At 60.8% G+C, this 26,600-nt stretch carries 22 protein-coding genes; 16 read left to right on the top strand and 6 right to left on the bottom strand.

Translation table 11 applies throughout. The features are described from left to right. Together KBP54_RS10815 and KBP54_RS10820 are read right to left on the bottom strand one after the other, a co-directional pair. Positions 1-2,844 (bottom strand): DEAD/DEAH box helicase, encoded by a 2,844-nt coding sequence (locus tag KBP54_RS10815; RefSeq protein WP_256005748.1) that lies wholly within the window; start codon positions 2,842-2,844, stop codon positions 1-3. 248 nt (positions 2,845-3,092) lie between these two features. Then, positions 3,093-3,512 (bottom strand): hypothetical protein, encoded by a 420-nt coding sequence (locus KBP54_RS10820; RefSeq protein ID WP_071573731.1) that lies wholly within the window; start codon positions 3,510-3,512, stop codon positions 3,093-3,095. Between the two features lie 242 nt (positions 3,513-3,754). Between KBP54_RS10820 and KBP54_RS10825 the strand changes: the two genes are divergently transcribed. Together KBP54_RS10825 and KBP54_RS10830 are read left to right on the top strand one after the other, a co-directional pair. Beyond that, on the top strand, positions 3,755-4,045 hold the full coding sequence (locus tag KBP54_RS10825) for a hypothetical protein (RefSeq protein WP_256005750.1): 291 nt from the start codon (positions 3,755-3,757) through the stop codon (positions 4,043-4,045). Between the two features lie 165 nt (positions 4,046-4,210). After that, positions 4,211-6,925, top strand: coding sequence for a hypothetical protein (locus tag KBP54_RS10830; RefSeq protein WP_256005751.1), 2,715 nt, complete (start codon positions 4,211-4,213; stop codon positions 6,923-6,925). Here the strand turns inward: KBP54_RS10830 and KBP54_RS10835 are convergent. Continuing rightward, complete coding sequence (locus tag KBP54_RS10835) at positions 6,922-8,223, bottom strand: Fic family protein (RefSeq protein WP_256005753.1); 1,302 nt, start codon at positions 8,221-8,223, stop codon at positions 6,922-6,924. The genes KBP54_RS10830 and KBP54_RS10835 overlap by 4 nt on opposite strands. A gap of 187 nt (positions 8,224-8,410) precedes the next feature. Here KBP54_RS10835 and KBP54_RS10840 point away from each other — a divergent pair, with 187 nt between their 5' ends. From KBP54_RS10840 to KBP54_RS10850, 3 genes are all read left to right on the top strand, one after another. Then, positions 8,411-9,658 carry an inorganic phosphate transporter gene (locus KBP54_RS10840; RefSeq protein ID WP_070478690.1) on the top strand — a complete coding sequence of 416 codons (1,248 nt, stop codon included), beginning with the start codon at positions 8,411-8,413 and terminating at the stop codon, positions 9,656-9,658. A 9-nt stretch (positions 9,659-9,667) separates the two neighbouring features. Then, a complete protein-coding gene (locus tag KBP54_RS10845; RefSeq protein ID WP_256005755.1) occupies positions 9,668-9,916 on the top strand; it encodes a hypothetical protein in 249 nt (82 codons plus the stop codon). A 338-nt stretch (positions 9,917-10,254) separates the two neighbouring features. After that, the gene (locus KBP54_RS10850; RefSeq protein ID WP_176754795.1) at positions 10,255-10,401 is read left to right on the top strand and encodes a hypothetical protein; all 147 of its coding nucleotides are present in this window, start codon (positions 10,255-10,257) and stop codon (positions 10,399-10,401) included. Positions 10,402-11,506: 1,105 nt separating this feature from the next. On the opposite strand, the gene trpB is transcribed toward KBP54_RS10850, so the two are convergent. Next, entirely contained in the window at positions 11,507-12,850 is a 1,344-nt protein-coding gene (gene trpB / locus KBP54_RS10855; protein WP_256005757.1) for a tryptophan synthase subunit beta, read from the bottom strand. Between the two features lie 98 nt (positions 12,851-12,948). Here trpB and KBP54_RS10860 point away from each other — a divergent pair, with 98 nt between their 5' ends. From KBP54_RS10860 to KBP54_RS10880, 5 genes are all read left to right on the top strand, one after another. Then, complete coding sequence (locus KBP54_RS10860) at positions 12,949-13,473, top strand: PepSY domain-containing protein (protein ID WP_083290905.1); 525 nt, start codon at positions 12,949-12,951, stop codon at positions 13,471-13,473. A 170-nt stretch (positions 13,474-13,643) separates the two neighbouring features. Further along, the gene (locus KBP54_RS10865) at positions 13,644-14,996 is read left to right on the top strand and encodes a TRAP transporter large permease subunit (protein ID WP_256005759.1); all 1,353 of its coding nucleotides are present in this window, start codon (positions 13,644-13,646) and stop codon (positions 14,994-14,996) included. Positions 14,997-15,000: 4 nt separating this feature from the next. Beyond that, the gene (locus KBP54_RS10870) at positions 15,001-15,312 is read left to right on the top strand and encodes a hypothetical protein (RefSeq protein WP_256005761.1); all 312 of its coding nucleotides are present in this window, start codon (positions 15,001-15,003) and stop codon (positions 15,310-15,312) included. Between the two features lie 12 nt (positions 15,313-15,324). Beyond that, a complete protein-coding gene (locus KBP54_RS10875; protein ID WP_256005763.1) occupies positions 15,325-18,135 on the top strand; it encodes an FAD-binding and (Fe-S)-binding domain-containing protein in 2,811 nt (936 codons plus the stop codon). A gap of 23 nt (positions 18,136-18,158) precedes the next feature. Beyond that, entirely contained in the window at positions 18,159-18,890 is a 732-nt protein-coding gene (locus tag KBP54_RS10880; RefSeq protein ID WP_256005764.1) for a nitroreductase family protein, read from the top strand. Between the two features lie 216 nt (positions 18,891-19,106). On the opposite strand, the gene KBP54_RS10885 is transcribed toward KBP54_RS10880, so the two are convergent. Beyond that, a complete protein-coding gene (locus KBP54_RS10885) occupies positions 19,107-19,727 on the bottom strand; it encodes a hypothetical protein (RefSeq protein WP_256005766.1) in 621 nt (206 codons plus the stop codon). After that, the gene (locus KBP54_RS10890) at positions 19,724-21,091 is read right to left on the bottom strand and encodes an AAA family ATPase (protein WP_256005767.1); all 1,368 of its coding nucleotides are present in this window, start codon (positions 21,089-21,091) and stop codon (positions 19,724-19,726) included. Before KBP54_RS10890 ends, KBP54_RS10885 begins: the two co-directional genes overlap by 4 nt. 119 nt (positions 21,092-21,210) lie before the next feature. Here KBP54_RS10890 and KBP54_RS10895 point away from each other — a divergent pair, with 119 nt between their 5' ends. From KBP54_RS10895 to KBP54_RS10920, 6 genes are all read left to right on the top strand, one after another. Beyond that, positions 21,211-21,846, top strand: coding sequence for a hypothetical protein (locus KBP54_RS10895; RefSeq protein WP_256005769.1), 636 nt, complete (start codon positions 21,211-21,213; stop codon positions 21,844-21,846). A 145-nt stretch (positions 21,847-21,991) separates the two neighbouring features. Next, a complete protein-coding gene (locus tag KBP54_RS10900) occupies positions 21,992-22,537 on the top strand; it encodes a hypothetical protein (RefSeq protein WP_070361659.1) in 546 nt (181 codons plus the stop codon). Between the two features lie 685 nt (positions 22,538-23,222). Further along, entirely contained in the window at positions 23,223-23,951 is a 729-nt protein-coding gene (gluA, locus tag KBP54_RS10905) for a glutamate ABC transporter ATP-binding protein GluA (protein WP_070361658.1), read from the top strand. A gap of 16 nt (positions 23,952-23,967) precedes the next feature. Continuing rightward, positions 23,968-24,834 (top strand): glutamate ABC transporter substrate-binding protein, encoded by an 867-nt coding sequence (locus tag KBP54_RS10910; RefSeq protein WP_070361657.1) that lies wholly within the window; start codon positions 23,968-23,970, stop codon positions 24,832-24,834. Between the two features lie 22 nt (positions 24,835-24,856). Further along, entirely contained in the window at positions 24,857-25,543 is a 687-nt protein-coding gene (gluC, locus tag KBP54_RS10915; protein WP_256005771.1) for a glutamate ABC transporter permease GluC, read from the top strand. Next, complete coding sequence (locus KBP54_RS10920) at positions 25,543-26,481, top strand: amino acid ABC transporter permease (protein ID WP_256005772.1); 939 nt, start codon at positions 25,543-25,545, stop codon at positions 26,479-26,481. Before gluC ends, KBP54_RS10920 begins: the two co-directional genes overlap by 1 nt. Positions 26,482-26,600: the final 119 nt, after the last annotated feature.

Consider the following 26,600-nt stretch of genomic DNA (forward strand, 5'->3'; position numbering starts at 1 on the left):
CTACGCCTCCCTCGGCAACACAAGAACAAGCGGACGCACCAACTCACGATCAGGATGCAACGACGCCACCAACGCCTTCTCCTGCTCCAACAACCTCGACGTCTTCGCAGCACGCACCGAATGCGCCGAACCAGCAGCCTTCTCCGCCTCCCACGCATTCGCCTGCTGCAACCAACGCTCAATCCTTCTCGACGAATCCGCCTTCGCCCCAGCCATCATCGGCTGCAACTGGCCCTTCGCCTGCTCAACCGCCGAACGGATCATTTCCTGCGCCCCCTCCGGCACCTCGACCGTGCCGGGGTTAATCGCATCCACCGTCAACCCGACCCCCTGCAGCCACGCCACCGGATCCTCAATCGTCGCCGGGAACGACTCCGGGCCCGCCGTCACAAACGCACGCGATACCACCTGGCCACGCTTATTCGTCAACGTGCCCATCAACAACACCGTCGGCGCATCCACCGCGCCCTGCATCGCAGGGATCCTGCCATTCGACAACTGCGCCAACGCACGATCCGTCGCCCAATCCGTCACCGGATGCAACGGGCCCAAAAAGTGCGCCGACGGCCACGTCGACCCCTCATCACCCGTACGGGCACGCTGCAACAACTCCTCCCCAAGCAGGCGTGTCGTCGCCAACTGGAACGACTCCTTCACCCTCCGCGCCGCCAAATAATCCTGCGGCAGCACATCCAACCTGCGCCGCAAATCAACCGGCGGCGCCAACTCCGCCACCCCATTACCATGCACATGAAACGCCACCCCATTCGCCTCCAACGGCTTCTCCGGAGCACCATGAAACGCCTCACTCAACGCATCCTGCAAATACCCCACCTCAGCCGGATACAACGAACGACGCTGCGCCCCCACATCAGCCACGCCCTCATCCGGCATCGCAGCTAACGACGCCAACAACTGCTCCACCAAATCCCCCGCCGAGCCATCCTGCACCGCCTCCGGAGCCAACGCGACGTCATCAAGCTCCTTCTGGCGCTCCAACACCTTCCGGATCTCATCCGCCTCAGCCGACTCACTGTACTTACCCATCAGCGAGCCCACATCCCCCAAAATCCGGTTCGCCTCAAACTCACGCTCCACCAACCGCGCAAGCACCTTCACCTCACCAACATCGCCCCCGCCCTCAGTATCCAGCAACAACGTCGCAATCTGCGGCGCATGCTCCTGCCCATACCGATCCACACGGCCATTACGCTGCTGAATCCTGATCAACGACCACGGAATATCAAAATGCACCAAATCATGACACAACGTATGCAAGTTCACGCCCTCAGACGCCACATCACCCGTCACCAACACACGCAACTTCGAATCAGCACGCTTGAACTCGTCCACAAGCTGCATCTGCTCCTGATCCGACAACTGCCCATGCATCACAGCAACCGCGCCCTTCGGCATCTTCAAATCCCGCTCCAGATGCTCCCGCAGCCAATGCAACGTAGCCACACGCTCCGAAAACACCACCACACGAGTCGCCTTCCGCGGCCCAACCCCCACCTCACGCAAATACTCCAACAACCGCCGATACTTATTCGACGCCCCCGCCGACGCCCCCGCATTCAACCCACGCAACCGCTCCAACGCCAACGCCTCCGCTGACCCCGACGGCACATTCTTCAACCTGTTCACCAGCGTCTCCTCCAACGCCGCCGGCGACGACAAAAACGCCTTCACCAACGTCCACGGAAACAGCCGATCCCCCGCAGGATTTCCTGCCTTTGGATGCACCCACACCTCATCCAACTCACGCGCAACCGCATTCTCCTCCGGAGACGCCGCCACCAAAATATTCCGAGGCTCCGCACGCTCAGCCCACTTCGCCCCCACAACACTCGCCACCTCAGGCGAATGACGATGCCGCCGAATAATCAACCGCTCCGCCGCCGACACATCAATCGAACCATCCGGACGCACCGACAACGGATCCAACAACTGCAAAATCTCACGGAACGAATCCGACGAACCATTATGCGGCGTCGCCGACGCCAACAACAACGCCTCCGTCGTCGGCGCCAACGTACGCACCAACTCATTATTCTGCGTCCCCGCATTCGTCGCATTATGAATCTCATCCACCACGACAGCATCCCAACGCACACGCTCCAACTGCGCCCGATACTTCGGAGACTTCAACGTATCCATCGACACAATCACACGATTGAAATACGTAAACGGATTCCGACTACCAGGCAACTTCTGACGCACACGCTGAATCCCCAACGAATCCAACCGCACCAACGGAATCGCAAACCTCGACCACAACTCCTGCTGGAACTGCTCCAAAATATGCTTCGGCGTCACCACCAAAATACGATCCCCACGCCCACGCCGAATCAACTCCGACAAAATCAACCCGACCTCAAGCGTCTTACCCAAACCAACCGCATCCGCAATCAACACACGCGGACGCAAATTCTCACTACTCAACGCCTTACGAGCAGCCGCCAACTGATAATCCAACGGATCCAACAACATCTGACCCGCCACCGACAACTGCTCCTGGAACAACGGCACCGGCGTACGACGCAACGTCGTCTCCAACCACAACCTCGACGTACGGAACCCCGGCGAACGATCCGGAATCACCCGCACATCCGCCGGATCCACCACCTCAACACGGTCAATCGCCGTGTAAAACGCTGCCGAGGAATCACGCACAAAATCCGACAGGCCGCGCACCGACAACAAAAACCCGTCCGCCGACTGCGTCACGTTCGTGATCAGCCACAACTCATCCCGGACCCGGACCGTGAGGCCGGGGGCGAAGGTTTGAGATTGCTCGGCTGCGGGCTTGGCGGCGTTCGTTACTGTCGCGTCAGGGCACATGACTGTTGATTCTATGTGTGATTTTGGGTGGGGAGGGATTTGGGTGGGTTGGAGTTTGAGTGGGTAGGGATAGGCATCGCGCTGAGAGTCGGGATTTTGTGAACAGAATTGCGGGTGGGGTGGTGGGGGCGGAGCTGGCGTCGATAAGCTGGGGCCTTCAATGACGCGGCTGCACAACCCAGTATCTAAATAAAAACGGTGCATCCCCGTCTAGTGGGATGCACCAAAATTTTTGCTGCGAAGGTGGACTAATACAGACCAGCCGCCTCGCGCTGACGAATCATCTCATCTGCTTGACGGACGAAATCATCCGCTCGACCAAGAAGCTCCTCGGACTGGCGGTTGAGCTCGAATTGACGCCGAATGAATTCTTCCGCCTTGCTAGCAAGATCCTCGGCGTGCTTGCTGTGTTCACGGATAGCAGGGCTGAGGTAATCCTCAGCCGGTTCATTCTCGGAAGTCTCCTCCGTCGCCGGAGCAGTAACGGCGGGGGTTGGGGTGATCACCTGCATGCTCGCACCCCGCGAGCTACCGGACTGGTCGTGTAGAGCGCCAGACCCGACAACGCCACCGACGATGGCAGCAATGACGGCGAGAATGCCAAAGACAGCACCGATGGTGTTGATGTCGACGTTGAGGTTACCTGGTTTGAGCTTGGCGAAATCCACAGTTGTTCTCCAGTCAGGAAAGTTTTTGGTAATAACCTTTGGAAGGTTACCACAGCCTTCGAGGCAGCGTTAGGAATCAGAACTCTCCTTAAAGTACCAGGTCACGCGGTTTTAATAAGTGTTGAGGCCATTTGCGATGTCGGGGCTAATCTTTAAGCTTGCTGGGTTGTCTTGCTAGCGGGAGAAGCGCCATTCACTTACAGTGAAACGCCTTGTGAGTGAACGATATTCATGGAGGGACGATGCCACAACCGGGTCGTGAGAGGGCGAACCCACTTGGGGCCGTCGCGCTAGTTGTCGCTGTACTCGGTCTCGTGTTCGCCGTTGCGAAGACCTTCCTGATCATCGGGTGGGAGCCACTGCGGTACGTGCTGCCAGTGATCGGGTTGGTGCTTGGTATGGGGTCGTTGTTCCTGGAGGGGAAGCGGAAGGACTTGGGGATTGCGGCGATTGTGGTCTCGGTCGTGGCGGGGACGGTCGTGCCACTTCTGTTTGTGGGGTTGCCCGTTTTAGGTCCAATAGCGGAAGCGTGAACTAGCATCAAAGGTTTTTGCTCAGTCAGGCAAAAGCGGTTTATCCAAACCATAATTAGCTCCTGACCTGCATTTATGGATATAAACTGAGTAGTTCAAAGGAAATGTCTGGGTGGCAGTTTAAGATGTGGGTATCCATATTTCGAGAGGCCAAAAGGAGCCCCCATGAAACGCTCAATAGCCGCGGTTGCCATCGCAATCGCACTCGGTACAAGCTCAGTCGTAGCCCCGCGTAACTCGCCCTTTGTCACTGCATCAGCGTCTGCAGCTGAACAGGTGACGCAGGCGGATCTTTACGACGCAGAAATCTACTCATCCGTATGGGGAATCGGACCAGACTGGGCCTCAAGCTGGGCAGTCGACACCAACACCAATGTCACCAACTACGTCGAAATCCTCAAAGTCCACACCGACCTGCCAGGAGTAGAAACCGACTACACAGACAAGAACCAACTAGGAACCTACAAGGTTCGACTCACCGGCGGACGCATCTACCCCGAAACCATCCCCCTCGACGTCGAAGCCGTCATCCACTACAACGACGGCTCCACCAAACGCCTCACAGGCACCACCTACATCAAACCACTTCCAGCACTAGTCGCACACGACGAAGCTTCCAAAGACCCCCACGCGATTGACCGCCTGACACAAGCGGATCTTTACGACGCAGAAATCTACTCATCCGTATGGGGAATCGGACCAGACTGGGCCTCAAGCTGGGCAGTCGACACCAACACCAATGTCACCAACTACGTCGAAATCCTCAAAGTCCACACCGACCTGCCAGGAGTAGAAACCGACTACACAGACAAGAACCAACTAGGAACCTACAAGGTTCGACTCACCGGCGGACGCATCTACCCCGAAACCATCCCCCTCGACGTCGAAGCCGTCATCCACTACAACGACGGCTCCACCAAACGCCTCACAGGCACCACCTACATCAAACCACTTCCAGCACTAGTCGCACACGACGAAGCTTCCAAAGACCCCCGCGCGATTGACCGCCTGACACAAGCGGATCTTTACGACGCAGAAATCTACTCATCCGTATGGGGAATCGGACCAGACTGGGCCTCAAGCTGGGCAGTCGACACCAACACCAATGTCACCAACTACGTCGAAATCCTCAAAGTCCACACCGACCTGCCAGGAGTAGAAACCGACTACACAGACAAGAACCAACTAGGAACCTACAAGGTTCGACTCACCGGCGGACGCATCTACCCCGAAACCATCCCCCTCGACGTCGAAGCCGTCATCCACTACAACGACGGCTCCACCAAACGCCTCACAGGCACCACCTACATCAAACCAGTCCTGGAGCTGATGAAAAAGCCAAACGAAGTGCCGTACATCAGTTGGGAAGGACTCAATGATCTCAACGGGACGCCACAGTACTGGCCTCACTTGACTGATTCCCCGGATGTAAAGTCGGCGCGCGTCGTGAAATTTGAGCCGTCTGTAGACGGCGTCCAATATGAAGCAGTCGAAGGCCGCGACGGAGAAGTTGGCTTGAGTGTCTGGCTGAACGACAATCTGGAGTACCCCGCAACCATTTCGGTAGACATCACAACCGAAGTGGAGTTCAACGATGGAGAATCTACCAGCGTTGATGGAACCCTCTGGATCCAAACGGACCCGAGCTTGGTTCCTAACGGGGTTCCCCCAGTCAGCGAGGATGAGTTTTACGACGTCACCACCACCCCGATATACCAGTACACTTTGGGCCCATCGCCAGATGTAGCGACGGTCAAGCTCGCGCAATTCGAAGCATCAGCCGAGGGCGTGCAGTACAGAGTCATGGACGAACCCAACTACGCTGGTGAGATCGAAATGTGGCTGGACGGCGATCGCCGATACCCAGAGACCATTACGGTTGATCTCTCCTGGGATGTTACGTTCCACGACGGAAAAACGACTCAGGTGCAGAGCAAGCAGACTCTGCATCCTGCAGCGTGGCTCATCGAAAGTGACGAGCCTCAAATGTCGATGGCCGACTTGTACGACCCGGAAATCACCACTGTCCCTGCGTACAGCGTAGGCCCTAAGAACACCTACTGGACCCACGTAATTGCTGCTGGACCAGATGTTTCGGAAATCAACGTCCTGAAATTCGATGCACCGTATCCACTGGAATACGAAACCTACAGCAACGAATTCGGAATGTTTGCTATGTACCTGCGTCTCACCGGTGGGAAAATCTACCCTGAAACGTTCAAGGTACCCATCACCTCTGAAGTCATCTACAACGATGGTTCGCGTGACGTCATCACTGGCACCCTCGAGGTACAGCCGCTCAAGTCTCTCGTAGCAGAAGAGACACCAGACGCACCAGAGCCCACCACCGAGGCGTCGACGACCGTACACACGAGTAAGCCGACTCCGACGCCAACGACGGCGACACCAAAGTCTTCGCTGACGACTAAGCAAGTACCACCAGCAGCCACGACAACTCCAACGGTTGCGCCAACCACCACTGCGACAACAAAGTCTCAGCCAACTCTGGTAGTGCCGACGACGACGTCTAAGGAATCCACCACGACATCCGCGACGCCAACGCGCGCTACAACAACCACAGCTGCACCGGTTAGTTCAAATACCGTAACGGCAGCCCAGAAACCGGCACCTACGAAGAACTCAGAGACCACAATCCCCACGCCGTCTGCGGTTACTGTGACAGTAACATCACCCGAAGATCAGCCAGCTAAGCCGAAACCAACCACGCCGGTTCCAGCGCCGACGAAAGAGGGCTCTTCGATGAGCACAGCGGGAATCGTGGCAACGGTCGCCGTAACGCTGTTCGCTCTCCTGGGTGGACTATTCTTTGCGCTCAAAGACCAGCTACCGAAGGAAATTAAACAACACCTGCCGTTCTAGCTGTAGGGTGTGAACGCCCGCACCGCGTCGGCGAGTACTGCTGCCGACCAGGCGCGGATGCGGGTAGTCAGGCTCAGGCTGATGTCCGGGGTGAGCTCGCGACGGAACACTTCCAGGTTCCGTGGACCAGGACGGCCGGATGGCTGCGCATACGTACAAGTCACGATGTATTCGGGACGATCGGTAGCCTGCGGGTCGGCGAACACACTGAAGTTCGCGGTCACTTGGGAGCCGGAAGATGAGGTCGGCGTGAGGGAGAAGGAAAAGCCGTCAGCGTCGGCGCAGGTCGGGGTGGTGCAGGTGCGGGCGATGGTGGCGTCGAAAAGAGGGTGCTGGAGTGCACCGAACTGGCGCTCGAGCTCCGTGAACACCGTGTCCGCGAGGCGGAGCGCGGGGGCATCGCCGAGGTCGGCGAGGGCGGAATCGACGTCGTCCGTGCCGCCGAGTTCGAGCATCGCGACGTTCATCGTGTCGATCGCTCGCTGCTCAATGAAGTCAATGAACGGGCGGAACACACCCGCATCGGCGCTCTCGAGGGCGTCGTAGTAGTGGTGCTTTTGGTCGTCGAAAATGACGAGGGGGATGCCGGGATCCCGGTACAAAAACACCGACGCCAACGCCCGCGCCACACGCCCATTGCCATCAGCAAACGGGTGCACGCATACAAACGCATAATGCACATACGACGCCTGCACCACCGGATGCGCCGCCACAAACTCATCCAAACGGCACTGCTCCACCAGGCGACGCATCTCACTCGGCGTCTCCTCCGGCGACGCATACACGTGCTGCGAACCATCCGGACGCACCGGGGAATTCTGCTGCGACTTATACACGCCACGCTGCAGCGGCTGCTTCTGTCGACGAACCTCACCAGCAATCAGCACCCTGACCTCATACTCGTCCTGGCTCGCCATGATCGTTTCGTGCAGGCGACGGATCAACGCCTCCGTCAACGGCCAGCGGCCCGTAGCCACATCAAGCGCCAAGTTGTAGCCGTCCATCGCCGCTTCAAACGACGGCCGCACATGGACACCGCGCTCCTCCATCGCCGATTCCCAACCATGCGCCTGCTTCGCCACGGAATACGTAAAACCACGATCCGAACGAAACACCCCCTCAATCGCATTCGTATCGACGGCAGCAAAGCGCGTCGACTCACGCGAATAGCGAGCACGCTGCTCCGCCCCGAAACGTCGAAACTCGGCAGCAAGTCGCTCAAACGCCCCATGCCCATTCGCCTGGTCGGACCACTCAGCAAACGTCGGAAACGGAACGTACGCAGCGGAATCGTTCACGGTACACCTCCCCAACCTCGGCGTGTCCTCATTGGCACAGACTCTAACACGAACACACCCCCACGCCAGCCCCCAGAAGGTGAACAACCGGCGGACGCGCTGGGAAAAGGCCTGGTGGAAGGTGAACAATAGGTAAAAAGTGGAAAAGAGTTTCATTCCCGGCGGGGGAGGAGAATAATGCCAGGTTGTGAGTATCACTATCCTTCTGATTCTGATTATCGCTGTGGCACTGTTCTTCGACTTCACGAACGGTTTTCACGACACGGCGAACGCGATGGCCACATCCATCGCGACGGGGGCGCTCAAGCCGAAAACGGCGGTGGCGCTCGCGGGCGTCCTTAATTTAATAGGTGCGTTCCTGTCAGTGGCGGTGGCGAAGACGGTGGCGAGTGGCATCGTGAAGTTGGACGGGTTCGATCTGTCCAACACCATCGAATCCGAGAAGCTGCTGCTCGTGGTGTTCGCCGGGCTGACCGGCGCTATCATGTGGAACCTGTTCACGTGGCTATACGGGATTCCATCATCGTCCTCGCATGCGCTGTTCGGCGGGCTGATCGGCGCGGCGATCGCGGCGATTGGCTGGGGAGGCGTCGTCTGGGAAGGCGTCCTGGACAAGATCATCCTGCCGGCTGTGTTCGCGCCGTTCGTTGCGGGGATCATCGCGGCCGTCGCGACGTGGCTGGTCTACCGACTCACCGCCAACGCCGAACACGAGCACCGCGACACCTACTTCCGCTGGGGGCAGGTCGGCACCGCGTCGCTCGTCGCGCTCGCGCACGGCACATCCGACGCCCAAAAAACCATGGGCGTCATCTTCCTCGCCATGGTCGCCGCCGGGCAATTCGACGCCGACCACACCATGCCCTTCTGGATCCAAGCAGCGTGCGCCCTGGCAATCGCCATCGGCACCTACTCGGGCGGGTTCCGCGTCATCCGCACACTGGGCAAAGGGCTCGTCGAAATCCACCCGCCACAAGGTCTCGCTGCCGAAACATCGTCCGCGGCAATCATCCTCACATCATCCCACCTCGGCATGGCTTTATCGACGACCCACGTCGCCACCGGATCCATCATGGGTTCAGGCCTGACGGGACCGAAAGGTGAAGTGCGCTGGGGAGTCGCCGGAAGGATGGCGCTCGCCTGGATCACCACACTGCCGATCGCGGCGGCCATCTCCTTCGTCACGTGGTGGGTGGCGAAGTGGGCGTCGACAATTGGGGGCGACCTCGTCTGGGGCGGCATCCTCCTCACCGTCATCCTCGCAATCGGCGGCGGCTACATGTTCTACCGTGCGCAACTGCAGCCCGTACACCGCGACAACGTCAACGACGACTGGGACCCAATCGACGGCCCCGAAGGCCCCCAAACCGGACCGACCGGGCCCGCGCACATCGTCGACACCACCCACGGACTCAACCACCACCTGGGCAAATAGGAGACACCAATGCTGAAATCACTACTCATGGTCCTCGGCGTAGGCATGCTCCTCGGCGCCGGGCTGCCCACCCTGTTTTCGTTGAGCATCCACTTCCTGTCCCCAGCCGAAGACGGCACGGCGGCGAGCGGAGTGCGGCGGGTTGTCGGGTGGGTGTTCCTGGCCGTTGTGCTCGTGGCCGTGGTCGCCGCCATTTTGCTGATCGCGCGCGAACGGATCGAATACTTCACCGGGTGGGACCCGTACCCGTTCCTGTAGGTTTTTCGGGTTGTTTTCGTTCCGGTGTTTTCGTTCCGGTCGAGGTGTTAAAGGAGTGCGACGCTGGTCGCCGAAAATCGACCCGGGCCGGTGCGAATGAGCGACCTGCATCGCACGCTTCTAAGCGCACGCTTTGAATGGATCGGTGTATTTCTACGGTTCAACCGTAGAGCCTGACTGCACGAGAATGAGGGAAAGCGGCTGTGTAAGCTTTGGAATAGCGCTTTATCGAAGCGCTCCCTTTTCTAGCGGTGCGAGTCTCCACCGCTGGTGCGGTGGATCCAGGCTTGCCCTGGCTAGTTGGGGCCACCCTTCCGTGGGAAAGGGGGTGAGACGAGATGCCTAAACCTGGTGTCGGCGATGAGCCGGAAAAGGGAAAGGCCCGGAAAGCAATCGGCGAGATTACGATCCGGACCTTTGTGGCGTTAGTGGCCAAACTGCTCGCGGAACTTGTCCGCGAGCTGACCGGTTGGCCAACTAACTAGTCTCACGAAGCCCTTCACTTTGCTTGCCGGCGGGTGAGGGGCTTCGCCTTTACGCTGACATGGAGGCGTTGGGTGGCTTCATGTCATATCCCACTATAGACGAGTTGTTGCTCTTCGGCTCAAGCCTGGGGAAATTAGTCTGCTGGCCACCGGGACTCGTTCCAGCAATACCTGCGACACGCCAATAGTGGGTGTTGACAAACTAATTTTGTGGCCCTAGAGTTACCTCAACGTGAACAGAAGGTTAACAACCTTCACACTTTGAAAGGAGGGACCCACATGATGCAGTTGATCAACCAAATCCGCACGTGGTTCCGCGACGAGAACAACGGCGTTGCCACCGGCATCGACGTGCTACCGCTCGCAGTCCTTCCACGGGCATAATTGCAAATGGGTTTGAGCCCGCACCCCTGGCTTTCGTGGCTGGGGGTGCGGGTTTTCGTGTTGGTGAGGGGCTTGTGCGCACCAGATTCCAGGATTTTGGGAAAGCGCCTTGACAAAAGCCCAGGTCGCAGGTTGGGCGGGAAGGAATGTGGTGTCCCTCCAACCGAGTGAGTGCCAAAGGACGCAACCCCTTTTTCGCGACCTGGGCTTTTGCCGGATCTGGCAGATGGAATTGCGTCCTTTGGCACTGCTGCGAGGAGGCGCGCACCAAATTCCAGGGTTTAGGAGGGCGCCTTGATAAAAGCCCAGTTCGCCGCAACGCCAAGAGGGAATCTGGTGTCGAGCTGGAGGGAGTGTGCACCAGATTCCAGGATTTCGGGAGGGCGCCTGGGCAAAAGACCAGGTCGCAGGTTGGGCGGGAAGGAATGTGGTGTCTTCGCGGGCAGGGTGAGTGCCAAAGGACGTAACCCCTTTTTCACGACCTGGGCTTTTGCCGGATCTGGCAGATGGAATTGCGTCCTTTGGCACTGCCGTGAGGGAGTGTGCACCAAATTCCAGGATTTCGGGAGGGGGCGGGCGGAAAAGCCCAGGTCGTCGCAACGCCAAAAGCGAAAGTGGTGCACAGGCCCCGCACAGGCAGCACACAGGCACACCAAAAGTAAAGAAAAGGGCCCCACGCTAGGAGCGAAGGGGCCCAAACGTCACAGCAAGCAACCCAAAACTAGTGGGCGACGGTGTGGCCGGCCTCGCGCTCGTTGGAGGAGCTCGTCATGGAGGCGAGGACTTCGCTGATGTGGAGGTCGCCGATGGGGGCCTGCTCGGGATCCTCGAAGAGTTGGTCGCCGAGGATGTTGTAGACGTAGTCGAGGTCCTTGTCGCCGCGGCCGGACAGGTTGACCAGCAGGTTGAGCTCGTGGCCGTCGGCGTCGGCGACTTCGGCGAGCTTCAGGGCGTAGGCCAGGGCGTGGGAGGACTCGAGGGCGGGGATGATGCCTTCGTAGCGGGAGAGCAGGCGGAAGGCTTGGAGGGCGTCTTCGTCGGTGACGGCGACGTATTGGGCGCGGCCGATCTCGCGGAGGTAGGCGTGCTCGGGGCCGACGCCCGGGTAGTCCAGGCCGGCGGAGACGGAGAAGGACTCTGGGAGGACTTCGCCGTCCTGACCTGTGACGATGTAGGAGCGGGAGCCGTGCAGGATGCCCAGCTTGCCGTGGTTGAGCGGTGCGCCGTGGCGGTCGGTGTCCAGGCCTTCGCCGGCGGGTTCGACGCCGATGAGTTTGACGTCGGCGTTGCCGGGCTCGTCCTTGAGGTATTCGGCGAAGGCGCCGATTGCGTTGGAGCCGCCGCCGACGGCGGCGATGACGGCGTCGGGAAGTCGGCCGGTGTCCTCGAGCATCTGCTGGCGGGACTCGCGGGAGATGACGGACTGGAACTCCTTGACCAGGGTCGGGAATGGGTGGGGGCCGCAGGCGGAGCCGAGGACGTAGTGGGTGGAGTCGATGTGCTCGACCCAGTCCTGCAGGGCGATGTCGATGGCGTTGGACATGGAGCCGCCGGTGTCGTTGGTGACGGGGACGACGGTCGCGCCCATCAGGCGCATGCGGCGCACGTTCGGCTGCTGGCGGGCCACGTCCTGCGCGCCCATGTAGATCGTGCACTCCATGCCCATGAGTGCTGCGACCATCGCGGTGGCGGTGCCGTGCTGGCCGGCGCCGGTCTCCGCGATGAGACGGTTCTTGCCCAGCCGCTTCGCGATCAGCGCCTGCGCCAGCACCTGGTTGCCCTTGTGGGCGCCGCCGTGCGCGAGGTCCTCACGCTTCAGGAAAATTTTCGACGACCCAACCCTCGGCAGGTTGGCGCATTCGTAGACCGGGGTCGGCCGGCCGAGGAACTTCGCTTGGAGGCGCGAGAGCTCGTCGAGAAACTCCTTATCCTCGCGTGCTTCCACGAAGGCGCGCTCCAGCTGATCGAGCACCGGGTAGAGCGGCTCGGGCACGTACTGCCCGCCGAACTCTCCGAAATATGCAGGTAGAAGCGTGTCGCGCTCAATCTTTTCCACATCGGTCATGGTGAATTTCCTCCGCGTTTGTGAACCTTTGTTGTGCGACACTCTACCTCCAAAACAGGTAGTGTGGGGGCTTTCTGAACCCGAACGAAGGAGCAATCATGAAACGCACACTGACAGTCTTGGCCGCGGCGGCACTGCTCGCTGGCTGCTCGAACGGCGGCACTGAGGCGCCAGCAACGAAGACCGTGACGGAGGCTCCGGAGACCACGGTGGCGACGACGACCACGGCTGCGGCGTCGGAAAGCGCGGGCGAGGCCACCAACGACGCCGCGTACGAGGCAATCGAGGCCGCGCGCCCATTCGGCACCGTCATCTCCATCGACCGCGAGGACAACACCAACGCCTTCGAGGTCAAGGTCGCGGCAGAGGACAAGATCGTTGAACTGCTTGTCGACGGCAACCACGTGATGGAAAAGGAGTCCGAGCAGGACGCTGAGGACGTAGCCAAGGCCGGACAGGCCACCGTCGCGATCGAGGACGCCATCAAGGATGCGCTGAACCAGCACGACGGCATCCTCGACTCCGCCGAACTCGACGAAGACAACGGCGTACTGCAGTGGGAAGTCAGCATCGATAACCCGGACGGCACCGACCTGGCAGAAGTGAACGTGCCGGCGAAGTAAAAATAACCGCTACTGGGGGTCAAACCCGGGCGGGTGCAGCAACGCACCCGCCCGGGTTTTTGCGTTGGTGGGGGAGGGGTGGCGTCGATAATTAGTTGGATTTTGTAGCTACAGCAACATGCAGCGCGTAATGTGTGCCGCGTCACTAATTGGAGTTGAAGGGAGTGAACATGGGCATCGTTGCGTTGATAGTGTTCATCGCGATCACGGTTGTGTTCAATGTTTTGCTAAAGCGCAATATTGCAGAAGCGCTGCTGATCGGCCTGGTCGGCGTGGCGCTCGTCGGCGGAACGAGGGCGCCAGAGCTGCTATGGCTGGGAATTAAAAAGGCCGTCTCCTCGGAGGTCACGTTCGCCGGTATGGCGTTCGTGTTCATGGGGATCATTGTGCAGTCGACGGGCTTGATTGACAGGCTGATTACCATCCTGAACTCGATCTTCGGCCGGCTGCGCGGCGGGGCGGGCTACGTGTCCACCCTGGCCTCGGCGATGATGGGCCTCATCGCGGGATCGACCGCTGGCAACTCCGCCACAGTCGGCTCCGTGACCATCCCGTGGATGAAGCAGACCGGCTTCTCCTCCAACAGGGCAGCGACCCTTGTCGCAGGTAACTCCGGCCTGGGCGTGGCGCTGCCGCCGAACTCCACCATGTTCATCATTCTGGCGATGCCGGCGGCTGCGGCGTCGTCGGCAAGTCAGGTGTACGTCGCGCTGGCCTGCGCCGGTGCGTATGCGGTGCTCTACCGCCTGGCGGTCGTGTTCTTCTGGACCAAGAAGGACCGCATCCCCAAGACCCCGAAGGACCAGATCGTGCCGTTCGGGCAGGCGTGGGCGCAGGGGTGGCGCTCGCCGTCGATCTTCCTCGGCATCATCATCCCGGTGCTGCTCACCATCGGCCCGCTGGCCAACTGGTTCAAAAACTCCACCGGCGTCGGCGAGGACGGCATCAAGGCCATCTCCATCATCGTGTGGGTGCCGGTGCTGATCACGCTCATCGCCCTCATCGAGGGTGCAGGCCGCATCCGCCGCAACAACGCCCAGTTCAGGGCACAGATCGTCCGCGACCTGCCGAGCTTCGCAACCGTCGGCATCTCGCTGTTCGCAGCGCTCGCGGCCGCATCCATCATGGAGGAACTCGGCGTGGGCGACCAGCTCTCCAACACGCTCGGGGCAATGGACCTGCCGAAGTGGGTCATGATCCTCGTCGTCGGCGTGCTCGCCGTCGTCGTGGCAACCCCACTGTCTTCCACTGCGACGGCAGCCGCCATCGGTGCCCCGGCAGTCGCGGCGCTCACCGCGGTGGGCATCGACCCGACGGTGGCGATCGTCGTCACCCTGCTGTGCACCTCGACGGAGGGGGCGTCGCCACCCGTGGGCGCGCCGATCTACCTCTCGGCCGCGATGGCGGAAGCCAACCCGACCAAGATGTTCATCCCGCTCATCATCTACTTTGTCCTGCCGATGATCCTGCTGGCGTGGCTCGTCGGCATGGGCATGGTCCCCGTCTACGTACCAGGAGCGTAAACCCATGAACCCAATCTTCAAGCTCTTCTATTTCCTGTTCTACGTCTTCCTCGCCGCGTTCCTCCTCGGCGGGCTCGCACTCGTCGGCGTGCAGGCAGTCGGCCTTGTCACCGGCAGCGGCGACACCATCACCGGCGCCAAAGCGGCGCTCGCGCCATGGGTCTTCGGCGCAGCTACACTTTGTGCAGTATCCGCATTCGTGCTCGGCTACCGCCCAGAAGCGCTCCGAGCACAACGCGAACAACGCAAACGCGACAAAGAAGTGCAGTTCCACGAGCACCGCGACGATGCTCGGGACGAAAACAGCGCAGAATAATAGAGGACACGCATGAACACCACGCCACACGCAATCCGGGCCAAGCTCCGCAAAGACATGCCAACCCGGGCCGCCTACTCCTCTGACGCATCACTCTTCCGACGCGTCCCGGCGGCAGTACTCGAACCCAGCAGTGCACAAGACGTGCTCGACGGCATCGCCTACGCACGCGAACGCGGCTGGTCCATCGTAGGGCGTGGTGGTGGATCCTCCGTGGCGGGCAACGCCATCGGCGACGGCCTGGTCATCGACACCTCCCGCTACTTCAACCGCATCCTCAACATCGACCCCGAGGCCAAAACGGCCACCGTGGAACCCGGCGTCATCTGCGACCAACTCCGCGACGCCGCCGCGCCCCACGGCCTCACCTACGGCCCCGACCCCTCCACCCACTCCCGCTGCACCATCGGCGGCATGGTGGCCAACAACGCCTGCGGCTCCCACTCGGTCGCCTACGGCACCTCCGCCGACAACCTCGTCGACATCACGCTCGCACTCGCCGACGGCAGGGAAGTCACCTTCAGCGCCGACGGCTGCGACGACCCCACGCTTCACGACGCCCTCTCCGACCTCTACACCCGAAACCAAGAGATCATCCAGCGGGAACTCGGGCGCTTCCCCCGCCAAGTCTCCGGGTACGGACTGCACTACCTGGGCACCGACATGGCCAAAGCCATCGCAGGGTCCGAAGGCACCCTCGGGGTGATTACGCGGATGACCGTGAGGCTCGTCGATAAGCCGAAGTACACCGCACTGGCCGTGCTGTCCTTCGCGGACGTCTTCGCCGCCGCCGACGCCGCCCCCAAACTGCGCCAACCCGGTGTGGCCACCATCGAAGGCATGGGCGGCGACCTCCTCGACGCGCTACGCAGCAAAAACGGGCAAGAACACGCCGGCGAGAACCTCCCCGGCCAACCCCACGCCGGCGGCTGGCTCTACTGCGAAACCGAAGGCGACACCCTCGAAGAAGCCATCGCCGCCGCCGAAGCACTCACCACCACCGTCGAACACACCGGGGCCGTCGTGGTCAGCGACCACGCCGAAGCCCGCGCACTGTGGCGCATCCGCGAAGCCTCCGCAGGCACCGTCACCCGCCTCCCCGACGGCGGCGAAGCCTGGCCCAACTGGGAAGACTCCGCCGTACCACCCGAAAACCTGCCCAGCTACCTGCGCGGACTCTACGCCCTCATGGACACCTACGGCTACCGCGGGATCCCATTCGGCCACTTCGGCGAAGGCTGCGTCCACGTCCGCATCAGTTTTGACTTCCACTCAACAGAGGGCATCACCAACTTCAACAACTTCATGAACGACGCCGCCACACTCGTCACCGAGCATGGCGGGTCCCTGTCCGGCGAACACGGCGACGGCCGCGCACGCTCATCCCTGCTGCACACCATGTACAGCCCCGAAATGCGCGCCATCTTCGAAGAGTTCAAACTGCTCTTCGACCCGCAACGCATCATGAACCCCGGCGTCCTCGTCTGGGCCGACGCCGTCACCGACGGACTGCGCATGGAACCCGCCCAACGCACCCACGAAATCACACCCGTCCAACTCTTCCCGCGCGACAACGGCAGCTTCACCGACGCCGTCAACCGCTGCGTCGGCGTCTCCGCCTGCCGCTCCATGGACGGCTCCATGTGCCCCTCCTTCCAAATCACCCACGACGAAATCCACTCCACCCGCGGCCGCGCCCGCATCCTCTCCGAACTCTTCCGCGGCGAAACCATCACAGGTGACGACGCCACCACCGCCCTCGACCTGTGCCTCTCCTGCAAAGCGTGCGCATCCGAGTGCCCCGTCAACGTTGATATGGCCACCTACAAAGCAGAGTTCCTCAACGACCACTACGTCGGACGCGTCCGCCCACGCGTCCACTACCTCATGGGCTGGCTGCCAATCCTCAGCCACATCGCCCACAAACTCCCGCTCGTGCCACGCATCACCAACTGGGCCCTCCACGCCCCCGGCGTATCGACGGCCGTCGCGAAACTCGGCGGCGTCGACACCGGGCGGCCGCTCATCAGCTTCGCACCCGAGTCGCTGCAGAAGTGGGCGCAGAAGCGTTCGGGGGCTGCTGGTTCGGGAGCTTCGCGTGAGCGGATTGTGCTGTGGCCAGACAGCTTCAACAACAAACTCAACACCGGCCCGGCGCGAGCGGCCGTCGAAACGCTGGAGATGCTCGGCTACGAGGTCATCATCCCCGACGGCTTCGTCTGCTGCGGCCTGACCTGGCACTCCACCGGCCAACTCGCGATGACGCGGCGCGTGCTCGAACACTCCGCGCATGTGCTCAAGCCGTACCTCGACCAAGGGCTGCAGGTTGTCGCGCTGGAACCGTCGTGCACCGTCATGCTGCAACACGACGCCACCACCCAAACCGCCGACCCCGCCGTACGCGAACTCGCCGAAGCCACCCACACCTTCGCCGAAATCGTGGCGCCGAAACTCCAGGAGCTCGTCGACGAAGGCAAAGTGCGCAAGCACAGCGGCAGCATCCTCACCCAGGTCCACTGCCACGAGAAATCACTCGGCGACCCACAGCAGTCCTCCCTGATCCTGGCGGCGCTCGGCTACGACGAGGAACAGATCCAAACCGGGTGCTGCGGCCTCGCCGGCAACTGGGGCTTCGAAGACGGTCACGCCGAAATGTCCCTCGAACTGGGCGAACGCGAACTGTTCCCGCGCGTGAGGGAACACGACGGGCCCGTCGTCGCCGACGGCTTCTCCTGCCGCACCCAAGTCGAGCAGGGCACCGGCACCCAGGCGCAGCACGTCGCCGAAATCGTGCGCGATGTGCTGCGGGAGGAGCTCGGGTAGCCGATTTCAAGTAGCGTGTGGGCATGAACCACACCATCGAACACCAGCTACAACACAGGACGATCCGCGAATTTGAGCGGAGGGGCGTCGATAAGGAGGTGCTGGACCAGCTCTTCGAAGTCGCGATGCGCACAGCGAGCTCGCGCGGCCTGCAGCAAGCCAGCATCATCCACGTCACCGACCGCGATCTTCAACGGCGGTTGGCCGAGATCGGGCAGCAGGAATACGTCGGGCGCGCGCCCGTCTACCTGCTGTTCATCGTGGACACCGCGCGCAACGCCGCACTCTTGGAGGACCCCTCAGCCGCCGGGCACACCCGCCCCTTCGTCGAAGGATTTACCGACGCCTGCCTCATGGCCCAAAACGTAGTCAACGCGGCGGAATCACTCGGGATGGGAGCCAACTACCTCGGCAACATCCACAACGACCTCCAAGCCGTCGTTGACCTGCTGGAACTGCCACGCTTTACCTTCCCGGTCGTCGGGCTGACCCTGGGGTGGCCCGCCCAAGACCCACAACTCAAACCACGCATCCCGGCGCGGCTTCGCGTCATGGAAAACACCTACCAGGCCCCCGCGAGCTGGGAGGAGGCGCTGGCTTCATATGACAAGGAGATGACCACCTACTACGACCTCCGCGACAAAAATCGCAGGTCAGACAACTTCTTCCGCCAAGTCCGCGCAGGGTTGCCGACGCACGCCATGCCGCAGGACGGGTCCCTCGATGTCGCGCGGCGGCAGGGGTTCGAGATCTAGTTTTTTGGGGGTGAGGGGGAGCGCACCAAATTCCCTTGCCGAGATGTGGCGACCTGGGGAAACGCCGAGGGGGTCTTGCGAAAACGGGAATGTGGTGTCTGGGCGGGGGACACGCGCACCAAATTCCTGGTTTTTCGGCGGCCGGGTTTGGAAAAGCCCAGGTCGGCGGGGGTACGGGAGGGAATGTGGTGTCCCATCGGGAGGGAGTGAGTGAGGCTAGAGGCCTGTTTGTGCGCTGAGGATCTCGTCGCGCAAGCGCTCGAAGGACTCGCACCCCTCCAAAAAGCTCACATCGGTAAGTGCCTCCACCCAACGGGACCGGTCCGTCGTGAAGCGGGAATCGTGCTTTCGCTTTCGGCGCCCGCGGGTGGCGAAGTGGGCGTCGTGAAGCTGTTTTAGCCGATCCTTCGCCGCAATATTCGGGATAGTTTTCCTGGCTGGCAGATCCTTCGCAGGAATGTTGATCCCCAGCTGTGCCTGATACTGCGGACTGTGCAGTGCGTGGAGCACCCACGCCTCAGTCATTTTCACCGGCACAACGGGAACAACCGCGAACTCCGGGCTGACCTCTTCGGACGCCTGGTGGACTTCAAGCGCACGGCGCTCATAGCCGTCATTGTCTGCATCCCGATGGACAAAAACAATGTCAGGCGTTTGGCCCTGATCCACGATGAGCTGAAGGACATCAGCCGTGCGCTTCGACCCCGCGAAAGGCTGAGCAACAATTTGGGAGTCAGCCCCGAATCCGAGATCGATGAGGAGCGCCTTGAGCGGGCTCATCAAGCCATCGTCGCTGGTGCCCTCGCGAACGAGCAAACAGTACAGTGGACTACTCATCGATCCCCCTCATCGTCTGCCACAAAGAGCTCACGGAAGCTGAGCTCCGGGAACGACTCGCGAAGAAGCTCCTCAACGTTCGCAGCCGAAGCCTTCACCTTCGACTTCCTCCAGCTCCCCTCCGCCACCACCGGGGTGAGGACCAGCGAGCCATTTATCGGATCCTTCGACCCCAGCAGTAGCTCATCGAAATTGTCTTTGTGCAGCGCTAAAAATGCTGGTGAATGGGTATTCACGATGACCTGACGAAGCGGATTCTCCGCCCCAATTGCTTCCTCAGGGTCCACGCTCAAATCGTGCAACAGCCAATACATCGCCTGGATCTTTAACGGGTGAATGCCGTTCTCGGGCTCTTCGAAGCAGATCAGGCGACTGCCCTCTGAGTCCAGCAGGATCGTCCCCAGGACTAGGAACCTCAACGTCCCGTCGGAAAGAGAACGGGCAGACACCACACCGCCATTACCGACCTGCGCCTGCAGCGTAAACACCTGGCGTGCCTCGTCAAAGTCCACCGTAACGCTGCGTACATCGACAAGATCTCCGACGATGTCAGCAAGCTCCGCAAGCACATCATGATCCGGCGACTGCCCCACAAGACGATCCAACGTCTTCGGCAGGTTCCCGCCTTTCGCACTAATAAAGTCGGGAGCCAACGCCTCGCTCGGCGCGCGCATGGCGCTCGGCTCAAGGGAAAGGTACATCCACGCATCCAGCTCCCGGCGCGCCGCCATAATCACCGGATACTGGTCCTGCTGCCCATACACCGACAGCGCAGTACGGGCCGGCGCATCCCCGCTCAGCGACACCAACGACGGCCTTCCCTGACTTCCATGCCGCACATGGATTTGTCGTTCCTGCTCACTCGTCTCAATAAACGCTTTTCGACGTCCGCCCACGATCGCAGACTCAACAAAGCTTTTCTTTGCCCAACCCAGCTTCTCTCGAGCATCCGCCTTCGTAAGCGGTTTTAGCTCCTCACGGGTGACAACAATGCTGGAAACGTTCCTATTGTTGCCAACAGTCACGTCCCGCAGCTCAAAATCAACCTCATACCGGAGATACGTCTGATCAGCAGTAATCGACTTGCCGAAGGAATCCTCAAACTCCTTCTCCGTAATCATCTCCGCAGCAAACGACATCTTGCCACCCGGCGCGAAAATATCGCGAACATCGCCCCCATTGCCCCGGATCTTGATGGCAGCCTCATTCAACGTCTGCGACCCAGTGAGCGCTAGGAACTGGAGGGCGTCGAAAAGATTAGATTTACCAATCGCATTCGCCCCGGCGACACACGTGTAAGGGCCGAGGTCGATAGCTAGGTTGCGCAGGTTCTTAAACCCATCAACTTCAAAGTGGGTAAGCATACCGAAATACTAACCCACGCCTACCGAGTCAAAGACGCGATGGAACCAAAGCGCGCGACGCAGCGTCAAACTCTTGAAGAACCTGAACCATCAGGTTCCCCGACAGTAAAGGACACCACATGAAGCGAATCGTTGCTTCCGTAACCGCAGTAGCCATGCTGGCTACCACCGCCACACCGGCAAACGCCGCCAACGTTAAGTACCAGAACGGTACCTGCGCGTTCACCCTGTTCGACGACGAGCTTCCCAGCCTCAAAGCAAGCACCATCGCACCCAAGAAAGCACTTTCGGAGGATGGGTTACGCGAGGCATTCGCGCTGGTAACGCCACAAGAAGCATCCGAAAAGCTGGCGCTCCTCGATCAGGAGATCACCGCGCTCACCAAGCAGCGCTCAGAACTTCTCGACGCCACCACCAACGGCACAGCCGACGAACAACAACTTAAACAGCTCAACTCCCAGCTCAAGTTCCTTCGCGCTTTCGAGCCTGCCCTGAAAGCCTGCTCTCAGCGCGAAAATCACGGGAAATGGACAGTTAAGACCACAAGCCCACGGCCAAAGCAAACTGCACCAAAGCAGACCGGGTCAATCGGCAACAGCGAAGGAAGTAGCATTAAAGATGTGAGCCCAGCAGAGATGCGCGATTGGCTCAGCGTCGCTGGCCCACTCGCCGGGATCTTCCTCGCAGTAGCGCTCGGCGCGGCCGCACTCGTGACCGTGGTATTCCCAACATTGGCGCCGAAGCTGCCGTTCTAGGCGCACCTATTTCGGGGGTATTTAGGGGATGAACTCCAAACATTTATCGAAAAACTGTTTCCCGAATAGTGGGGATTCAATATATTTTCGAGCTAGGTAGTTCACCTAAAGCCCCTTATTTCTTACCCCTGAAAGGAGGTTCAACATGAAGAAGATCATCACCGCCGCAGTTGCTTCGGCAGTCATCGCTGGTGGCCTGGCCGCTCCAGCACAGGCAGCTGACAACCAGCCACAGGAGACCAAGTGCAAGATCACCTACCCGGTTGCCAAGGAAGGCGACAAGGCCGAAACGAAGGAATTCACCAAGGCTGAGGCTGACGCACAGCTGAAGAAGGACATCGAGGCTTCGGCCAAACTGGTCAAGGAGCGCGCTGAGGTCGAGGCACAGCTCAAGGACAAGAAGATCAAGCAGGAAGACGCCGACAAGAAGTTCAAGGAGATCGACGCAAAGCTCGCCACCCTGAACGCCACCGCCCCAGCACTTCGCGCTTGCGCAGCTGGCAAGGACCTCTCCCCATCCAGCTCCAAGATCGAGTCCACCCTCAGCTCCATTGACGGCAAGCTGAACAACTATGGCATCGGTGCCGTAGCTGGTGGCTCCGTTCTCGCGCTGATCGCCCTGATCGCAGTGGCCCTGCCACAGGTTGCACCGATGCTGCCACCAGCAGTGCGCGACGCGCTTCCTTTCTAAGAAGCATCTCACCGATAGATGTGGGCGACCCATGTGGGTCGCCCATTTTTTATGCGCTTGGGCTAGAAGCCTAGGGGGCGCGCACCAAATTCCAGGATTTTCGCAGGCGGGTTTGGAAAAGACCAGGTCAGTTAGGGCGCGGGAGGGAATGTGGCGTCCCATCGGGGGTGCCAGTGCCAAAGGACGCAATTCCTGGTGGGGGTGAGGGCAAAAGCCTAGGTCGTGAAAAGGGGGTTGCGTGCTTTGGCACTGGGGTGAGGGGGAGTGCACCAAATTCCCCCTCGTGGAGTTGGCGACCTGGGGAAACGCCGAGGGGGTCTGGCGGGAAAACGGGAATGTGGTGTCTGGGCGGGGGACACGCGCACCAGATTCCTGGTTTTTCGGCGGCCAGGTTTGGAAAAGCCTAGGTCGGCGGGGGTACGGGAGGGAATGTGGTGCGCGCGACAGGGGAGCGAGTGCCAAAGGACGCAATTCCTCGTGGGGGTGAGATCAAAAGCCCAGGTCGGCTGCGAACCGGAAGGGAAGTAGGCGCGCGGGCCGGGGAAGTACACGTAGTGGGGGTGAACTTTCGGGCGAAAAGCGCGCAAGCACTATACAAAGTGTGGGACAGGCCACTAACGTGCCCGTTATGACACAAAGCACATTCACTGCCCAGAGTGGGTCGGGCAATAGCTCCAGTGAAGCCATGATTGACCTAGCGGGCGTACAGAAGCACTTCGGCGACTACCACGCGCTCCGAGACATCAACCTTACTGTGCCGAAAGGCCAGGTAGTGGTGGTGCTCGGGCCGTCGGGGTCGGGGAAGTCGACGCTGTGCCGCACGATCAACAGGCTCGAAACGATTGACGAAGGCACCATCACCATCGACGGAGTCCCGCTGCCAGAGGAGGGCAAGGCCCTTGCGAAGTTGCGGGCGGACGTCGGGATGGTGTTCCAGTCCTTCAACTTGTTCCCGCACCTGACCATCAAGGACAACGTGACGCTTGGTCCGTTGAAGGTGCGGAAGCAGGGGAAGGGGGACGTCGAGAAGCGGGCGATTGAGCTGCTGGACCGCGTGGGCATCGCGAATCAGGCGGACAAGTACCCGGCGCAACTGTCGGGTGGGCAGCAGCAGCGCGTCGCGATTGCGCGGGCGCTCGCCATGTCACCCAAAGTCATGCTTTTCGACGAGCCCACCTCCGCCCTCGACCCCGAAATGGTCAATGAAGTGCTTGATGTCATGGCCAACCTCGCCAACGAGGGGATGACGATGCTCGTGGTCACACACGAAATGGGCTTCGCCCGGCGCGTCGCCGACCGCATCATCTTCATGGCAGACGGCGCGATCATCGAAGACGCCACACCCGAAGAGTTCTTCACCAACCCGAAGACCGACAGGGCGAAAGACTTCCTGGCCAAAATCCTGGCCCACTAACCGAAAGGACAACACCATGAACATCCGTTACGCCGCACTCACCGCCGCGCTCTCCGCTGCTGCCGCAACCCTCGTCGCCTGTGGCGGCGGTGCCGGCGAAGGCACCGACCTCCTCGGCCAGATCGAATCCGGCCAGGTCACCCTGGGCACCAAGTACGACCAGCCGGGCCTCGGCCTGCGCAACCCGGACGGCACCATGTCCGGCCTCGACGTCGACGTGGCGACCTACGTGGTCAACCACATCGCGAAGGCGAACGGCTGGGCAGAACCGACCATCACCTGGCGCGAAAGTCCATCCGCACAGCGCGAAACCCTCATCCAGAACGGCGAGGTAGGCGCCATCGCGGCGACCTACTCCATCAACAAGGGCCGCTCCGAATCCGTCAACTTCGGCGGGCCATACCTGGTCACCCACCAGGCGCTCCTCGTCAGCAACGACAACACCGACATCAAGGGCCTCGAAGACCTCGACGGCAAGATCCTCTGCTCCGTCACCGGCTCCACCCCAGCCCAGAAAGTCAAGGACGCCTTGCCAGGCGTGCAGCTCCAGGAGTACGACACCTACTCCTCCTGCGTTGAAGCACTCCGCCAAGGCAACATCGACGCCATGACCACCGACGCCACCATCCTGCTCGGCTACTCCGCCCAAACCCCAGGCGACTTCAAGGTCGTCGAAATGACCAAGGACGGCAAGCCATTCACCGACGAGTACTACGGCATCGGCCTGGCAAAGGGCGACACCGCAGGCACCGACGCCATCAACAACGCACTCAAGGAACTGCAAACGTCCGGAGAGTTCGACGCCCTCGTCGATAAGAACCTTGGCGGCGACGACGCAGTCGACGCCGGCACCCCTGGCGACCTCTCCTTCATCGAACAGTAAGACCCCCTAAGGCAGGAACATCATGTCCACACTCTGGTCCGACCTGGGCCCGCAGCTCTGGGCAGCCTTCTGGCTGACCATCAAGCTCACCATCTACTCAGCAATCGGCTCCATGATCGTGGGCACGATCCTCACCGCGATGCGAGTCGCACCCATCCCCGTGCTGCGCGCGATGTCGACGTTCTACATCAACGTCGTGCGCAACACACCGCTGACCCTCATCATCATCTTCTGCTCCTTCGGGCTCTACCAAAACCTCGGCATCACCCTCGCCGATAAAGAGTCCGCGACGTTCCTGGTAGACAACAACTTCCGCCTCGCCGTGCTCGGATTCATCATCTACACCTCGGCGTTCGTCGCGGAATCGCTGCGCTCCGGCATCAACACCGTCCACTTCGGGCAAGCCGAAGCCGCCCGATCCCTCGGCCTCAGCTTCGGCCAAACATTCAGCAACATCATCTTCCCCCAAGCCGTCCGCGCAGCCATCGTGCCACTCGGCAACACGCTCATCGCGCTGACGAAAAACACCACCATCGCATCCGCAATCGGTGTCGCCGAAGCATCCCTCCTGATGAAATCCACCATCGAAAACCACGCCAACATGCTCTTCCCCATCTTCGGGATCTTCGCACTCGGCTTCATCATCCTCACCCTGCCAACCGGCCTCGCCCTTGGCGCCCTCTCCGAACGCATGGCGGTGAAAAAATAATGAGCGTCCGCGCAACAGTACTTTACGACGTCCCCGGCCCCAACGGCCGCCGCACCAACCGCATCCTCACCGGCATCAGCCTCGCCGTCTGCCTCGGCATTGCCGCATGGGTCTTCTGGAAACTGCAGGCCAACGGACAACTAGCCGCCGGGAAATGGACCCCGTTCCTCAACTCCCAAACCTGGACCACCTACATCCTCCCCGGCCTCATGGGCACCCTCAAAGCAGCAGTGGCATCCATCCTGCTCGCGCTGGCCGTCGGCATCCTCCTCGGCCTAGGCAGGCTCTCCCGGAATAAGGCTTTGCGCTGGGTGTGCGGCGTCATCGTCGAGATCTTCCGAGCCATCCCAGTGCTCCTCCTCATGATCTTCGCCTACCAACTCTTCGCCATCTACCACCTCGCCCCACCAAAGCACCTGGCGTTCGCAGCCGTCGTCTTCGGGCTCACCATGTACAACGGGTCCGTCATCGCCGAAATCCTCCGCTCCGGCATCAAAAGCCTCCCCAAAGGCCAAACCGAAGCCGCCGAAGCACTCGGCTTGACCTACCCGCAAACCATGCGGACCATCCTGCTACCCCAAGCCATCGCAGCCATGCTGCCAGCCCTGATCGCCCAAATGATCATCGCGCTCAAGGACTCCGCACTCGGCTACCAAATCGGCTACGTCGAAGTGGTCCGCTCCGGCATCCAAAGCGCATCCGCCAACCAGAACTTCCTCGCCTCGCTGGCCGTCGTGGCCATCATCATGATCCTCATCAACTGGGGACTCACCGTCCTCGCCCAACGAGTCGAACGCCAACTGCGCGCCGGCCGCGCCCGCCGCAACATCTTCGCCAAGGTGCCCGAACTCGCCGACCAGGGGTTGGACACCAAGGACAACGTCAACGTCGACTGGCACGACCCCGACTACGTGGAGATCCGGAACCCGGACGAATAGTTGCTGAGGACTCCAGTGCCAAAGGACGCAATTCCTGTTGGGGGGAGGGGGTAAAAGCCCAGGTCGTGAAAAGGGGGATGCGTCCTTTGGCACTGGGGTGAGGGGGAGTGCACCAGATT

This window comes from Corynebacterium pseudogenitalium, assembly GCF_024453815.1.
In the GTDB taxonomy this organism is placed as follows: Bacteria; Actinomycetota; Actinomycetes; order Mycobacteriales; family Mycobacteriaceae; genus Corynebacterium; species Corynebacterium pseudogenitalium.